The following is a 16,539-nucleotide window of genomic DNA, read 5'->3' on the forward strand; positions in this document are numbered from 1 at the left end:
CCTTTTAATCCTTATTAACCTCCTGATTCATAGCATTCATGATCTTAAATGCATTAATTAAACGTTTGAAAGATTCGACCAATTCCCCAATCTCACTATTCCTGGTTTCGACATTAATCTCGGCACTTAGATCACCCATACTAACCTGCTTGGCAACATCTGTAAGTTTTTGAATTGGTATTACATACTCTTCCATTAAATAATTCAGATTCTTCTCTGATTTTTCCTCATCCCCTTGTAATTGAGAATTAATTGCCTCCATAATTTTAAATGCATTAATCATCCGTTTGAATGAATCAGTCAATTCATCAATTTCTTCAAAAGAGATCTTTTCTACCTCTACATCAAGATCTCCCATACTTACCCGGTTTGCTACCTCGGTTAACTGTTTAATTGGAATCAAATAATGTTTCAACAGAAAATTCCGGATTTTTTCTGATCGGATCAATCTCTGATCCAAAAGGTCGATAATATGATCAATAGCATCCACCTGTTGATTGATCTGATCCGCAATAGGTTTCTCTATGTCATCTGTGAGTGTACTGATTATGGTAAGAGGATTTCGAATCTGATCATTCAAAGTAGAAAGAGTTTCCATATTTGTATTGATTTGGGAAATAGCATCCTTGATTTTTAAATCCTGTTCCTTTCTATCAGTAATATCCCGGTCGATAACGAGTACCTGGTGTTCATTTAGGATCTTGAGACGTGCTTCATAGTATTTTCTATGGCCTGACAAAATATGCTCATATTCAAACTGACATAAATCCTTATTCTTGAGAGTCTGGGTAATCTTCTGCTCAAAAATATCAATCATTTCTCTTGAAAGGCCAATTGTCTGTATATTTTTACCGACAAAGTCTTTCAAGTCTGATGATGATGACAATTTTGGAATATGGGAATCAAGGAATACACCTTCATCTGAAATAATAAACATGATATCTGGTATAGCATCAAGAATTGTGCTATTCCGTTCCATGATCGAGATAAGTTCCTGTTCTTTTTTAAGTAATTCCTGATAATTTCTCCGTGCTTCTTCATCTTTTAATAGTAATTCTTTGGTTTTTGCGTGAAGTTCTTCATTCGAGCGTTTCAGGTCATCCTCCATCTGTTTCCGCTCAGATATATCTTCAATACTCCCTTCGTAATAACTGACTACCCCGTTTTCATCAAAAAATACTTTTCCGGTATTTTTTACCCAGATGCGAGTTCCATCATATTTTATAAGTTGTGTTTCAAAGTTACGTACAATCCCATCATGGTTTATCATCTGCATCCATTTTGTCCGTGTTTCTGGATGATAATATAATGAATTCAGGGGAACTGCCATCAGGGTATCCCGATCAGGATACCCAAGTAGTTGTAATAAAGCAGAATTACAGTCCAGAATACAACCTTCCGGGGAAGTCCTATACAGGCCAATTGGGAATGTATCATAAAAAGATCTGAGTTGCTTATCTTCTATCATGGGAATTTTAGATGGATGTTTCTTCATTTTTATGGAACCCATTGAATGACAAACGTTAATCATAGTTTTAAGATATTCCCGTGTATTCTTAAGTTAAAAGCAGGAAGCTTTTATTTCATGGCCTTCAAATTTTCTTTAATCTTCAGGGCTGTTTCATCACCCAGCGTCTTCTTAACCCCTTCATAAATTAAATCAATAAGTACGTTCATATCGGCTTTGGTGAGTTCTGCAGGTGTTTTTTTCATCTTCATACATACCTGCTTGAGAAAAATCGGTGCAGAAGGACCGATACTTTTTGCCAGTATGGTTGTAATATCGGCATCTAGACTCATTTTTCTTCCTCCTCCTTATCTTCCTGCATAGAGACCATAATCTTGAAAGCATTAATCATCCGCCTGAAGGATTCCGCCAGATCATCTATCTCATCATTGGTGTGAACATCAATTTTTGTTTGAAGATCACCCATGCTTATTTTGTCAGCAATCACTGTCAGCTTTTTAATTGGTCTTGAAATGCTCATGGCCATTACACATACAATGACAATGACAATGATCATGGTGATAATTGTAATCAACAGAATAGTATTGCTGGAACTCATGCTTTCTGTTGCAATTTTTATATCATTTACCGTGTGCTGAATGGAAGAATTGAGTTTTTGTTTGAGTTGTGTGGATGGGACAGTAAATTCTTCCATATACGTCGTTGCGGAAGATTGTAACATCACTCCATCAGCAGTGGGAACTCCAATGGGTTGTATGTACATGAATTTAGATCTTGTTACACCATCTGGATCAGGCCAGTCATAATATCCCCCATGAGGTGTTCCATTTATTGTTGGTTCAACTACTTTCCAAAAAGACGGATATTTCACTTTAAATGGAGCGGTATCAAAATTTATTAAATTCGGGTTTGGATGGAATCGAATAATGGAAGATATATTGTCATATTCGACAGTGCAAACGTATCCTCTGTCTCCTAATTTCTGGACCGCTATTTTTTGAAATTCTGTATCGTTTTGAAGATCACTCAATGTTTTAGTCGGATTTGCTTTGATATATATTGCTGCCTGGGCAGCTGTATCTATGGCTTTTTGAGTAATCAGTTTTTCACCAAGATCCATCAAAGCTTTCGAACTATCATTAATTGCAACATCGCCCATATTTTGGGCATTATTCGCAGCATTCATGCCGATAGCTTTCTCATCCTGTAAAGCCAGGTATCCCATGATACCAAGAGGAACCAAAGTCAGTATCAGCATTACAACAAGAAGTTTTGTTAAAATTGTTGTCTTCATCTCTATACCCCTTTTGACTACCCCGGTATTCCATAACATGTAATTGAGTACTCTTTTAATCCTCTGAAACTACTCCCGGTGAAGGTATGTTCAAAAATCAAAAAGGGGAAATGAAACGATAGTCTCAAAGGAATAATTAGAAATCGGCGTAGTTGCTCCAGAAAAAACTGACCCGTACGTTGTACATACAAAAGCAATGTAACCAGTAAGATAATCACACATAAGTGCATGATTTCTAACTGTGTATTTAGAAAATAAATATAAAAAAGAATGGGTTAAAAGAGTTCTGGTTTCCAGATTACCAGAAAGGGTTTACCTGATAAAAGAATGTTTTCTTGCTCTATATAGAAACTAATTACTAGAAAAATAAAAAATATTCAATGAAATATATTAAAAAACATTTTTTACTTGAACTAACTAAAAATTGAAAGAATTAACAAACATATGGATAAACACCCTAAATTCAATTGAATTCAGAATATTGATGCAAATAATTATCTGCGCTTTTTCTTATCTATCGATATCGTGTATTATTCCACAACAATCATTGAAGCCGTTGCGAAAATTATTTTAAGGATTATTTAATCCAGGTAATTCATCATCAAATAGGTAATACTTCCGTCTAATGAATAATAAAAACCTGATGAGACTGTCCAAGGAGGTCCAATTATTTAAATTGTTCATAAAATTTCGCGATTTTCAATTCCTTTTTCGTTTCTTTAATTCCTGGGGAACCAGATTTGGACACTATTATATTCTATGAAACTGGCCTTTATACTCGTTGACTCAAATGAAAAAACACTTCACATGGGACTGTAAATCCAACAAATAGTTTTTTTTCAAAAAAAGAACTCTGATATCTGATCTATTCAAATTCTCTTTCTCATTACTGTTGCCTGTGTAGGGCAGACAGAAACGCAAAGTCCACAGCCAAGACACCGGTCTGATTGATACAGAAGGGTATTATCAGTTATTTTCCTTGCATTAAATACGCATCTTACGATACAATCACCGCATGAAGTACATAGACCGGAATCTGTTTCAGCCACATAGTCAGATCTGGCTATCAGATCTGTACGGTTATAGTTGATCACAAGTTGAAGATCGTGACAACAGCAGGCACAACAACTACAGAGTGCATAGATCTTATGACCTGGCATAAACAGTGCCATATGAATAAGGCCATGTTTGTCTACCTCTTTTAATCGCTCTGATGCTTCATATAAAGTGAGATATTTTGCTTTTCCTAAAGATACCATTTTATCTGCCAGATCATCTATGAGCAGACAGACATCCCTGGGTTTGTCGCACCGGTTATAATGAATTCGGCAGAGACAGTCAATTAATGCAAATGAACGGGATTCCTTGAGTATAGTAAGAACCTGATCTGATGGCATCACCCATTGTTCAGGTTTAAATGATTCACAAACAGGATAGACCCGGGAGGAGGTAGTAAAACTTCCGGTTTTTCTCCATTTGTCATATTTGTCTACATACCCTTTCAGGTATTCATCCATAGGTTTTTCGAAATCCATTTTTCCTTTTCCTCAATGAAGATCTTCACGATATGAAATTGTATTAATTATTCCGCATAGAAAGATCATATCCACTTTCTTACTGTACGCTTATAGTGTATGAATTCCTCTCCAAAAACTCTCTCCAGAGTTTTTTCCTCAAGGGGAATAAATCTGACCTCCATAATTACAATAAATAATAGAGGAAATATAAACGAAATGCCGGTTCCCATAAGAATAGCAGTTCCAAGTAATATTGCTGCCATTCCAAGATATACCGGGTTACGGCTGAATCTAAATGGTCCGGATGTCACAAGTGCCCCGGGTATTTCAAATGGCGATAGTGTTGTGTGGTTTTTTATAAGGACCGATCGGGTCCAGCAACAGAGGAATAATCCGGCAATGACAAATAACAGGCCGAGATATGTGACCGGTGTATTAATTATTGGAGGAGTGCTAAATCCAAAATATGCTAGAACTGACAAACCGAGCATTAAAAGAAAATATGATTGACCATCTGCCATAGAACTGACCCTAATTAAACCTTTACACACGAGTGCATGAAAATTTTATTCTGTTATACGGGTTTATGGAGTCACATATATATTTGAATCGCAAAAATATAGAATTCTCCTGCTAGTGTTTTCTGATAAATATCCATTTTAGTTATCTCAATCTCTCTGATAATTAAATCCGAAATTTGATTTCCGATATAAATACTCGTTCTTTCAACAAAGTATTATTTAGTGTAAGAATCATATACAGATATTTGATAAATCACACAATAGCCTGGTTTAATTAAAAATTAAACATGATATTGAAGAATTTTCAAAGATTTTTCAACACACGATATTTAATAATATTCCTAATGGCGCCGTTGACGCCGCATTTATCCTGATACAACCAATACTCTGTATTCTATAATACTGGATGGGGCGAAAAAAATCCACAGTATTATTATCATCACACTAATTTCTAGTTACACGTAATGGGTTAATTGTACACATCGAACAAGCTGCCCAGGATGATCCAATCGGGGGGTTGGATCATCATGAAGGATCCTTCAGGAATTACCCTGGCATGTCTATTCCGCCAGGTAAACTGAGATCGAAAGAGCGGAGCAACCGGTTACAATTTGAGCAAATGATATTATGCAAACGTTAGATGATATAAAAATCGGACCCAAACTTATTGGTTCTTTCCTCGCTGTGGTTCTCATAATGATTATCGTTGGAATAGTCGGATTTTCCGGGGTGTCAACCACAAACGGGTACCTCAACCAGATGTATAGTCAACAATTGATCCCGACAGATATACTTGAAAGAACCCAGTCTGATCTCTGGCATATCAGAGGAAATCCCACAGGGTATCTGGCGATAATCTCAACGCGGGATACCAACAGACAAGAGGGCACCGATCTCATGAAAGTCATAGATGATGATTTGTCATCGTATGAGCCATATCTGGCAACGGAAAATGAACATGCCATATATGATGAAGGCAAGAAATCATGGGTAAAATACAAAGCTGCCCTTGTCAATTTTTATAATCTCGTTGATTCGGGAAAGACAGATGAAGCTCTAGCAGAACTGACAACCGGAGACCTGGTTAACGAGAGAAAAGCCTTTTCCAGTGCACTCGATAAACTGATTACACTCAATATCAATGATGCCAAGGAATTATCTCAAGAGGGTGCAAATACAGTATCATCGAGTATTATCCTCCTTATTGTATCAATTATTATAGGTGCCATTGCAGCATTCTCTCTCGGGTTGATCATAAGTAAAAGTATCACCGGGCCTCTGGCACAAGGTGTTCTCATGATGAAAGAGATGAGCACCGGTCATCTTGGCAACAGACTGAAGATGACACGAAAAGACGAAATCGGTGAACTTACTACTGCCATGGACAGTTTTTCAGATCAACTCCAGTTTGTCATAATTGGAGGAATGAAACAGATAGCAGCGGGAGATATCTCACTTTCAATTACAGCACAGGATGAAAAGGATGAAATTGCACCAGCCTTCAACCAGTTAATTGGTGCGATTAACGATATTATTGGTGAAGTTGGGATACTCATCTCTGAAGCAGAAGAGGGACGCCTTAAAAAACGCGGTGAAACAACCAGGTTTACAGGAGCCTATCAGAATATCATTATCGGTATTAACAATATGCTTGATGCCATTACAACTCCGCTCAATGAAGCGCTCAGAGTCGCTGATCTCTACTCACATGCCAAATTTTCAGCACGGTTTAATGAGGAGATCGTTGTAAAAGGAGACTTAATTGCACTTAAAGAAGGTCTCAACACCATTGGACTTGAACTCTCTACTGCAATAAAAAATATATCTGAACAGGTTAGTGCTCTTTCAGCATCTTCAGAAGAAGCGGCAGCAAGTGTGGAAGAAATTACATCGGGCTCTGCCTCTGTTGCACAGAGCTCAGGAATTGTAAGTGCAAATGCAGATAAAAGTGTCAATGCTGTAAACCAGGTCCTTGGTGCAATGGAAGAACTCAACAGGTCTGTTGCATCTGTTGCCTCAAAAGTCGATTCAGTAAACAGATTAACACAGGAAGCAAACGGAATTTCTACTAAAGGAGTGAAACAGGCAGCAATAGCTGAAGGTGGAATTACATCAATTAATGGGGCTGTGAATGATGTTGGTGTAATCATCAATGAAATCAGAGACCAGATGAATGAGATCAACAAAATTGTTGTAATTATTAGCGATATAGCAGATCAGACAAACCTTCTGGCTCTTAATGCAGCTATCGAAGCAGCCCGAGCCGGTGATGCAGGAATGGGTTTTGCTGTTGTGGCCGACGAAGTTAAGACTCTTGCACAGGAATCACAGGGATCTGCTGAAAATATCTCAAAGATCATTACTTCTCTTCAGCAACAGTCTCAACGGGCAGCAAGTGCAATGGATCTCGCAACTACAGAAGTTTCTAAGGGATCATCTGCAATAACAGAAACTATCCAGTTATTCCATCACATGGCAGAGCAGGTTGAAGAGATCTCAATGCATATGACAGAAGTCGCCAGTCTGTCTGAAGAAGAGTCTGCAGCAGTTGAAGAGATAACGTCCAGTGTATCTGAAGTAAAAGATATGGCAACCGGGACAGCAGAAGAAGCAGTGAGCACTGCAGCAGCAACAGAGGAGACTGCTTCTGCTCTCAATCAGGTGTCAGAAATTATCAGTAACCTTTCAGTCATAGCAACCCGGATTGATGAATCAGTTACTCGATTGAACGGTTAAAACAGATATTCTGGAGAGAACATGGAATTATCAGAGATTGAATCAGGCATGAGTAAGTATACTGATCACAACACTCACTCTATTTCAAAAAAAGAAACCTCAAAAAAGAAAGATATAGAGTATCTTCAATTTGTAGAATTTACACTTGGAACTGAGTTTTTCGCAATTAACCTGTTTAATACAAAGGAGGTTATTACACCAACAGAAATTACACCTCTTCCAAGCACCCCGGTATATATCAGGGGAGTGATGGATCTTCGGGGAACGATTACCACGATTGTTGACCTGAAAATATTATTACAGATTCCAGAAACAGAAAAAGGGAAAAAGAAATCACGGATAATTATTTTGGATAGCAACCCGTCAGAAAAACCAGTCGGAATCCTGGTTGATGATGTATATTCTGTAAGTACCCATCATTCATCAGATATTGAACGTGATGCAGAAGATGTATCTCATTCAAACAGATTTATTCTCGGTGTTATCAGACAAAATAAGGCATCAGGGCAGAAACTTGTTCTGTGGATTGATATTCAGAAGATTCGTGATTCGATAAAAAGCGAACTCTGATACACTATACTCACTTTTTTAAAAAGGAAGAATAAGAGATTATCTGATAAAGTTGGTAAAAATCCGTTGTTCTCGTTTTGGAAGTGAAATCCCGGATTTTATAGCCACGTCTTTACACTTCAAGAAGAAAGCCATATTTCTTGCGAGCACCCGCATAACCTGAAGACCCTCAAGATCAGCCATAACATCTTCAGGATTCATTCCGTGAACCATATTCCAGTAACATGAAGAAATTACAGGCATTTCAGAGATTGTGAAATATTTGTTCAGTTGATCAAAGGCAGCAGTTGTTCCTCCCCTTCTTGCTGAAACAATTGCAGCAGCCGGTTTTAAGTAAAAAGACTGCTTGCCCGAGTGAGCATCGGTATAAAAAACCCGGTCGAGAAAGGATGTGATTGCCCCTGATGCTGCTGCATAATGCACCGGTGATCCAAAAATGAACCCGTCTGCTCCTGGAGCGATCTCAAGAAAATCGTTTACACAGTCATCAAAAAAGCATTTTCCCGATTTTGCACAGTTAAGACATCCAATACAACCGGCAATTGGTTTTACACCAAGCCAGAATTGCTCTGTTTCGATTCCTTCTTCCTGTAATGTCTTTTCAATTTCTGCCAGCGCAACAGAGGTACATCCCTTTTTGTGAGGGCTCCCGTTTACCAATAAAACTTTCATAGGTATTTCTCCCGGTATGTGTATTGTTCGGTGGAGATCCTGTATATAGGTAGACGTCAAGTTTTATCTTCCCTGGAGATTTTTCTACATGTATCGGGTTTAAAAAAATTGAAACCATCTTTACTGAACGGCTGATCAAAGATTAGGCTCTATTCGTCTATTTCTGATAAATGGAGACAATATATTTTGAAACCGGTTACAGATGGCCGAATCTGGATATTATCTAAAAACATTCAGATTCAATGTACAAAAATTCAAACGCTTTTGTATTAAAAAAATTAATAAATATATGGGATCAGGGCTTTTACATCTTTTTTATATTGGGTATATTCATCAGGAAACCTGGTCAGCATAAGTTTTTCTTCGATTCTGATTTTTATTATGAAAACAATCAGAACTACGACTAATATATAGAAAAAGAGAAATGATCCAATCATCAGAGCAGAACCAATTATTCCAACAAGAAATCCAGTATAGATGGGATGCCTGACGATCTGATAAGGGCCTGATTTAATGAGAGTATGCTCTTTTTTAACCTCAGGAATACTACTCCAGTTTTTGCCAAGATGAACTCTTGCAAAACAGGCAAATCCCAAACCAATGCAGGTAATTATGAATTCGGCAAGAGATATGAGAACATTATCCTTGAGAATTGGCAAAAAAGCAGACCCTGCATTGGTGTTCAGGTACCATACGATAAAAAATAATAAACAGTGGGAGGAAAAAGACCCCTGAAAAAATTTTTCCAGATGGTGAACGATAATAAAATGCTGTTGAAATCCAGAATACGGTAAAGAATAGCCAGATAGCGATAACGAGTATTGAGAGTACATTCAATTTGATATCTTATAAATCATTAGATGATATCAGGGTTATAGTGATAGTATTAAGATCTCTACAATGCTTTCTTTTTAGACGATATGTAATACTATTGGGGGAAATATTGCCTATCGTTCTATCCATCAGACTACTGTTTGATAATTATTATATCAAAATTCTTATCATATACCTTGTATGCTGAAACAATATTCAGGTCAGTTAATTCTGCTCATTTGTATTGCATTTCTATCCCTGACATTTATACCGGTACAAGCAGACACCGGGCCATATGCAGATATCGTTCTTCTCAACGGATCAGTCTATACTGTAGAGCAGAATACTGACTGGTCTGACCACCCCCTTGAAGCAATTGCAATAAAAGGCAATACCATACTTTCGGTTAATTCATCCCAGGATATCCAAAAATTTATCGGACCAAAAACACGTGTACAGGATCTCTCTGGCAAAATGGTGCTTCCCGGATTCATTGATTCGCATATTCATTTTGGAGCATCAGCCGAACTTACCTTTGGAGTAAATCTTTCTGACTGTCATTCAATTAGTGAAGTTCAGAAATTACTTGCAGATTATAATTCAGATCATCCGGAATTGGATGTTATTCGAGGTTACGGATGGAATTATTTTCTATTTACTGAATCAGGACCCGATAAAGCCATCATTGATTCAGTCATTTCTGATAAACCGGTAATTCTCACATCATTTGATGGGCATGCTTCATGGGTAAACTCAAAAGCTCTTGAAATAGCTGACATTACAGCAGAAACTCCAGACCCCCAGGGTGGAAAGATAGAGCATGATAGCAACGGCCAGCCAACAGGAGTTCTCAGAGAACTTGCAGCTACAAATCTTGTAACCATTAGAGTAACTCCTCTCTCTTCAAAGCAAATTGAGGACAAACTCAATGTAATCCTGCCAAAGGCTGCATCATATGGAATAACAACTGCAGATGATGCAGCACTGACTCCGGAGATGATAGCAGCATACTCGCATCTTGAGAGCCAGGGAAAACTGCCAGTGCGAATCTTTGGAGAAATTGTTGCTGTTCCTGAACTTGGTCAGAAACAGATGGCTCTGATGGAACTTGAGCAGGATATTTTCAATACCTATTCTGATTTGAATCTCTTGCATACAAACATCAATTCCAGCCAGACAGACTCGAATATACCCCCTGATTCTATTGCTTTGGAAAATATATCCGAATACAGAGATACAAAAGGATTATTCAGACTTCAAACAGGAAAATTATTTCTCGATGGTGTTGTAGAAGGCCATACCGGATATCTCCTCTCCCCATATACTGATAAGCCTGACACAAACGGAATGATAAACTGGAATATCTCAGAGTTCAACCAGATGATTTCGCTCCTGGACAGGAATGAGTTTCAGATAGATATTCATTCTATTGGTGATGGAGCAGTTCGGTTATCTCTTGATGCCTATGAAAATGCACAGACAGAGAACGGAGAGAGGGATGCAAGACATAAAATATCACATATACAACTCATCAATTCCAGTGATATACAGAGGCTCAAATCCCTTCATATAATAGCATCTCTCCAGCCGAACTGGTTTTATTATGATGATAATTTCAAGAATGTTTCCCTCCCGTATCTTGGAGAAGAACGGGCAGAACATATGTATACGCTCAAAACTCTCCTGGACAATGACATCCCGGTTGCAATTGGATCTGACTGGCCGGTGGGAACAGATTATCTGACATATAATCCGCTTGATGGTATACGAACTGCGGTAACCAGACTTCCTCTCCCCTCAAATTCAACATACACAATCCCGTACAGACCTGAAGAGCGGATTAGCCTGAAACAGGCGATTGAATCTGCAACATATACGGGGGCATATGCTGACTTCATGGAAAACTATACAGGTACACTAGAACCGGGAAAACTTGCAGACATTATCGTATTAGACAGAGATCTTTTTTCATTGCCACCAGAAGATATCAACAAAGCTCATGTGATTGCAACATATCTTGAGGGGAAAAAGGTGTTTGAAGACCCACAGGCCTTCACCTCCTGACGTATAAAACCTGAAAGTTGTAGAACTTTTTCAGGCATGAAATATTCTTTAATTTATTCTACAATATCCAATTAAAGACCTGATTTTTGAGAAATCTTATGTTTTGAGATACAGGAATTTCAGAGACATTTTTTCCTGCATCTTATTGAGAGAATATTTCTTGTTGCGTGTTGTTCTGTTACACATTTAATTAAGTAATAAAGACTGGAATCATGCAAATCCTAGCAGATTCGAATAAAAACGTATAAACAACCTGTAAATAAAAAAGACAATATGGATTTCTACCGTCCACTTTTTATTTTCATCTGTTTATCTCTTCTCTGCGGATTTGTATTAGCAGAGAACCAGACACAGACGATAGTCATTGGAGGCCTTCTTCCATTAACCGGGAACGGATCAGCACATGGTCCTTCTTATAAGGCAGCAATGGAAATGGCAGCTGATGACCTGAATTCCAAGTATACTTCACTTGGACTCCCTTATCAGGTAAAACTCAACATTGTAGATACTGAGACAAATCCTGATATCGCAAAGAAAATCGGGACCGAGATGATAAAGGAAGGAACTCATTTCATTGTCGGTCCGTTGACTTCTGAAGAGATGAAGGCTCTTGAGAAAACTGCAAAAGATTCCAACACCGTCCTGATTGGTTATGGAAGTACAACACCGGGAATTTCCAGCGAGGATAACACAATCATCAGACTATGTCCTGACGATAAAATCCAGGCACTCGGAATACAGGCATTGTTTAAGAAAAGTAACTACACTACAATCATTCCGGTTGTAAGAGATGATGTGTATGGACAAAACCTGTATGATCTCATGAGTAATCTTTCAAAAACCGGGAACTTTACTCTGACAGACCCGATCATGTACGAGGCTGGAACAAATCAATTTGACACAACTGTTGATAAAATCGCCCAGACTGTTCAATCAATAAACCAGAAATCCGGGGTAGCAGTTCTGATCATTGGATTTGACGAGGCAACAGAGATTCTTAACACTGCCTCAAAAAACAAGGATCTCAGTACTGTCTCATGGGTGGGCACTGATGGAATTGCTCTGTCAGATTCACCATTGAAAAACAAAAATGTTGCAGAATTTGCAGTTAAGACCAACTTTACAGCAACAATTTATGGAGAAATGGAAAATGAACCAAAGTTTATGGAATTTTCCAAGAGATTGCAGACTGCTACCGGCATAAAACCAACTCCTTATGCAGTTGTTATCGATGATGCCGTGCAGCTTGCAGCACTAACAAATATTATGAGCCCGGGAAATCCGGATTACCGATCTGTTTTTATCGATAATGCCAACCACTTCTATGGAATTTCCGGGTATACATCTGTTACAGATGCAGGGGATAGGAAATTTGCAAACATAGATTTCTGGACTATAAAAGATAATAATGGAACCTATGGATGGACCAAGATCGGGCGGTTTGTAAACCAGATGGCAGGTCCGGTAATAGAGATGAAGACTAAAACCACATAACTTTTTTACTAAACTCACTTTTTATTTGGACTTTCGTTTTTTGTTAGCCCTAAACTGCAGAAAAAGTGACATATCTCTTTCAGAGAAAAGTTTTTCAGATTTTTAAAAATTATATTAGATAGATGCAAAAAAGAGAGTTTACAGAATTCTCATATTTTAGAGTTTAAATAAATAGAACCATATAATTTTTCAATAGTAAGATAATGACAGAATATTAAAAAAGTATAACTAGAACTTCGTAAATGTCAAAGAATGATCCTTAAATACATGACATATCTATATGCTACACGTGGATTAGTATATGAATAGCAAAAACATGTTTTCATAAGTCAGTACAACAAAAAGAGCAGCATTATTACTGCTAATATGTGTAGTATTTTTTTTAGGAACATTCCAATGTGTATCTGCAGCGAATAATTCCACAGCGATTAATAAAATCAGTAATGAAGATAAAACCGGTTTTGACAATATACCTCCGGTTAATCCGTACTTAGCAGCTCCCCTCTATGCAATTACTCACTTTGATTCATCACAGAGTGACAGTACTCCATACGGACCACCTAAAGGAGAGTATAACATTGACCCGACAAATGAACCGGTAGTTCCTGGAGGACCAATTAACATACTTACTCTTGCTTCAACAGACAAGAATTACATGTGGGCCGTAGGTACAAACCGTGTAGCTTATGTAAATGTCGCAGGAGACAACCTGACACCTGTTTCCAGTTACGAAGCTCTTGCTGATGCAACTAAAGGCAAGCTGCCAGCCATTCCGGACGAAAATTTTACCGCTTTTGGAAAAATGACTGCTGTTGGAATGAACACGACCTCCATGAATGAAACGCTGCTTAATTTATTTGGAGCAAATTATGATTTACGGTTCAAAAACGGTTTTTACTCAGTAGTTGATAACGAAAATACTCTATATTCAGACTTTGGTGGAAATCTGTATGCCTTTGCATTAAAAGATCCACAAAATCCAGCAGCAGGTATAATAAAACGCTACGAACTTAAAAACGTATTAACTGCAATACAGGGTGATGATTATCCAAACGGAACATTGTTGTTTGGACTGGCAATGACATATGACGGTCACCTGATCATTACATTCAGTGACGGAGTGGCAGTAATTGATAGAAATCTTGATGTTTCTACTGCCTCACTGTATCGGTTTAGCGATACTGAATTCCTCAGCAATTCTCCGGCAGTAGATGAGAACAGCAGCATATATGTTGCCAGCGACAAAATCATGCGAAAACTGGTCTGGACTGGAACGAAACTTTCAGGAGATGAAGCAGATGGTGCTTGGTCTGCCCCATATACCCATTCAGAGCAGCCACCGGTCATTAAAGTCGGAGTTGGTACTGGATCTACCCCGACACTCATGGGCTTTGGAAATGCATCAGATAAACTGGTAGTCATTACCGATGGTGCCAAGCAGATGAATCTGACTGCATTCTGGCGTGATGAAATCCCAGAAGGTACTGAACGGATCGCAGGCCAGATTCCTGTAACCTGTGGATTCATAACTCTTCCAGAATGGATACAATCTGAGCAGTCAGTCGTTGTTTCAGGATACGGAGCATTTGTCGTAAACAATATGCCTGTAAATGTCAGCCCTGAAATGATTAATCAAAATAAGGTCCTTCAGGTCGCTCTTATGGGTCCGGCATATGAGACCTCATATGGTGCTGAACGGTTTGAATGGAATACAAAAACACATTCATGGTCATCAGTATGGGCAAGACCTGATGTTTCATCGACAAGCATGGTCCCGATTTATAGTAAAGCAGGTAACATGGCGTTAATCAACGGGTATCGTGAACCACAGGGATGGGAAGTGCTTGGTCTAGACTGGAACACCGGAGAGACAACTCATCAGACAATCTTTGGAGATGTTAACTTCGGAAACGGGGCATATGCAATTCTTCAGTATCTTGAGAAAGGAGAATTACTCTTTAATTCATTCTCAGGACCGATTCGGATTAAATACACATAATCTGACCAAAAAATAATCCATCTTTTTTTAAAATACTAATTCATATCACAGGCATTTTTGAAATTATCCAATCGAACTAAAAATAAAACAGGCATCATGTATCTATTCGATCAGATTATTCAGATACAATAACCCGGACTACCAAAATTTCCAAACCCGAAGATAATCGGGTTTATTCATTATATATAAAATTGAATTACCGTTTTTTGAACTCTCATCTGTTTTTTCTCAGTTCAATAAGAAACTAATTATAAACTCCTATTAAAAATAACTCAGATATCTGTCGTGGTGGACAGGTGGGGTAACTATATGCGAAATATATTATATATCGGAATAATATCGTTGCTTTTTGCAACCGGAGGGGTTACAGCAGACTGGCTGCCAAACCAGACTCCTGAAAACCAGATGTTCTCAATAACAACTGTTATAGACGTTGTTGGGTATGTCTCTGACAGCACGTCCTTATCGTGGGTAATTGCTTCTCCAGGGGCCATACCTACGGGAATCCTGGCACCCGGACAATCTGTAGCTGATGTCAGTTATCATGATTCGACCATGACCAATGGTGGACATCTCATGATGAATAAGAGAGTTGATTTCGATTCAGGCGATCAGACAGTGGGTACCAATAACCTTGAAACCCAGAAAGTTATGACATATTCAGGAATTGACGGTTCTCACCTCGTTGGTGAAGAAGAGTACACACTCTCGGTTGCTGGTAGGAATTCAACATCAGATGATGCCATCAGATGTGTATTCTCACAGGGACTTGGATCCGGTCTGCCATCATTCTGTAACATTGTAACTGCAAAGAGTAGTCTGATAAACGTAAACAGTGCACAGATCTCCTCGAAAGGAGGAGTAAGGGCAGTTGCAGAGAATGCGAACACACCGGCTACTCTCAACTACCAGATTGCTGTAACACCAGACACCAATTCAGGATCCGGTTATGCAGATGCAATCGTAAAGACAGAATTTGCTGGAAGCATCATGGAAGCCAGGGATACTTCAGGAGATAACTGGAACAAGACATCAGCCACAAATACCTGGAAAGATTCATCTTCAGTAAGTGGCGGAATTAAAAACTTCCAGAAATCGTTTGGGTATACCTCAGGACTGCGGGTTTAATCCAGCCCTCTGGCATCTTGGTTTCCTTTTTTTTATTTCTTTTTTAGAGATATCAGGTTCTTCAATTTCTAAGAGAGTCATATCCCAGTCCCTCTCATAAAAAAACTGGATTTCAATTGCGGTGCGGGTAGTGTAAATGAAACTAAATACTACTCATGGGCATGAGAGTCAATGCAATTTTACCGCGTTAACCTCTGCAGAACAGTCCTGTAAAAAATCTTTAAAAATAAAAGTATCTTGCCTGATTTTGCAAGGACTTCCAT

General features: G+C 38.4%; 13 protein-coding genes. 6 read left to right on the top strand and 7 right to left on the bottom strand.

Features of this window, described 5'->3' with window-relative positions; translation table 11 throughout:
* Positions 1–4 precede the first annotated feature (4 nt).
* The 5 genes from DK846_RS04140 to DK846_RS04160 form a co-directional block, all read right to left on the bottom strand.
* Complete coding sequence (locus DK846_RS04140; RefSeq protein ID WP_181391615.1) at positions 5–1,495, bottom strand: PAS domain S-box protein; 1,491 nt, start codon at positions 1,493–1,495, stop codon at positions 5–7.
* An 83-nt stretch (positions 1,496–1,578) separates the two neighbouring features.
* Positions 1,579–1,800: a hypothetical protein gene (locus DK846_RS04145; protein ID WP_109967626.1), complete on the bottom strand. Its 222-nt coding sequence runs from the start codon at positions 1,798–1,800 to the stop codon at positions 1,579–1,581.
* Complete coding sequence (locus tag DK846_RS04150; protein WP_181391616.1) at positions 1,797–2,654, bottom strand: HAMP domain-containing protein; 858 nt, start codon at positions 2,652–2,654, stop codon at positions 1,797–1,799. The genes DK846_RS04145 and DK846_RS04150 overlap by 4 nt, the downstream gene beginning before the upstream one ends.
* A 977-nt stretch (positions 2,655–3,631) precedes the next feature.
* The gene (locus tag DK846_RS04155) at positions 3,632–4,297 is read right to left on the bottom strand and encodes a 4Fe-4S dicluster domain-containing protein (protein WP_109967628.1); all 666 of its coding nucleotides are present in this window, start codon (positions 4,295–4,297) and stop codon (positions 3,632–3,634) included.
* 65 nt (positions 4,298–4,362) lie between these two features.
* A complete protein-coding gene (locus tag DK846_RS04160; protein WP_109967629.1) occupies positions 4,363–4,800 on the bottom strand; it encodes a methyltransferase family protein in 438 nt (145 codons plus the stop codon).
* A gap of 627 nt (positions 4,801–5,427) precedes the next feature.
* Between DK846_RS04160 and DK846_RS04165 the strand changes: the two genes are divergently transcribed.
* Both DK846_RS04165 and DK846_RS04170 read left to right on the top strand, forming a co-directional pair.
* Complete coding sequence (locus DK846_RS04165; RefSeq protein ID WP_109967630.1) at positions 5,428–7,536, top strand: HAMP domain-containing methyl-accepting chemotaxis protein; 2,109 nt, start codon at positions 5,428–5,430, stop codon at positions 7,534–7,536.
* 21 nt (positions 7,537–7,557) lie between these two features.
* On the top strand, positions 7,558–8,106 hold the full coding sequence (locus DK846_RS04170) for a chemotaxis protein CheW (RefSeq protein ID WP_109967631.1): 549 nt from the start codon (positions 7,558–7,560) through the stop codon (positions 8,104–8,106).
* A gap of 39 nt (positions 8,107–8,145) precedes the next feature.
* Here DK846_RS04170 and DK846_RS04175 read toward each other — a convergent pair whose 3' ends face one another.
* Complete coding sequence (locus DK846_RS04175; RefSeq protein ID WP_109967632.1) at positions 8,146–8,778, bottom strand: flavodoxin family protein; 633 nt, start codon at positions 8,776–8,778, stop codon at positions 8,146–8,148.
* Positions 8,779–9,056: 278 nt separating this feature from the next.
* Positions 9,057–9,437: a methyltransferase family protein gene (locus DK846_RS04180; RefSeq protein WP_181391617.1), complete on the bottom strand. Its 381-nt coding sequence runs from the start codon at positions 9,435–9,437 to the stop codon at positions 9,057–9,059.
* Positions 9,438–9,792: 355 nt separating this feature from the next.
* On the opposite strand from DK846_RS04180, the gene DK846_RS04185 reads away from it, so the two are divergent.
* The 4 genes from DK846_RS04185 to DK846_RS04200 all read left to right on the top strand — a co-directional run bounded on the left by DK846_RS04185 (position 9,793) and on the right by DK846_RS04200 (position 16,276).
* Positions 9,793–11,655 (top strand): amidohydrolase, encoded by a 1,863-nt coding sequence (locus tag DK846_RS04185; protein WP_109967634.1) that lies wholly within the window; start codon positions 9,793–9,795, stop codon positions 11,653–11,655.
* Positions 11,656–11,928: 273 nt separating this feature from the next.
* Positions 11,929–13,149 (top strand): ABC transporter substrate-binding protein, encoded by a 1,221-nt coding sequence (locus tag DK846_RS04190; protein ID WP_109967635.1) that lies wholly within the window; start codon positions 11,929–11,931, stop codon positions 13,147–13,149.
* Positions 13,150–13,804: 655 nt separating this feature from the next.
* Positions 13,805–15,148 carry a hypothetical protein gene (locus DK846_RS04195; RefSeq protein WP_219970614.1) on the top strand — a complete coding sequence of 448 codons (1,344 nt, stop codon included), beginning with the start codon at positions 13,805–13,807 and terminating at the stop codon, positions 15,146–15,148.
* Positions 15,149–15,457: 309 nt separating this feature from the next.
* The gene (locus DK846_RS04200) at positions 15,458–16,276 is read left to right on the top strand and encodes a hypothetical protein (RefSeq protein ID WP_109967637.1); all 819 of its coding nucleotides are present in this window, start codon (positions 15,458–15,460) and stop codon (positions 16,274–16,276) included.
* Positions 16,277–16,539: the final 263 nt, after the last annotated feature.

Origin of the sequence: Methanospirillum lacunae, from assembly GCF_003173355.1 — an archaeon.
GTDB classification, from domain to species: Archaea; Halobacteriota; Methanomicrobia; order Methanomicrobiales; family Methanospirillaceae; genus Methanospirillum; species Methanospirillum lacunae.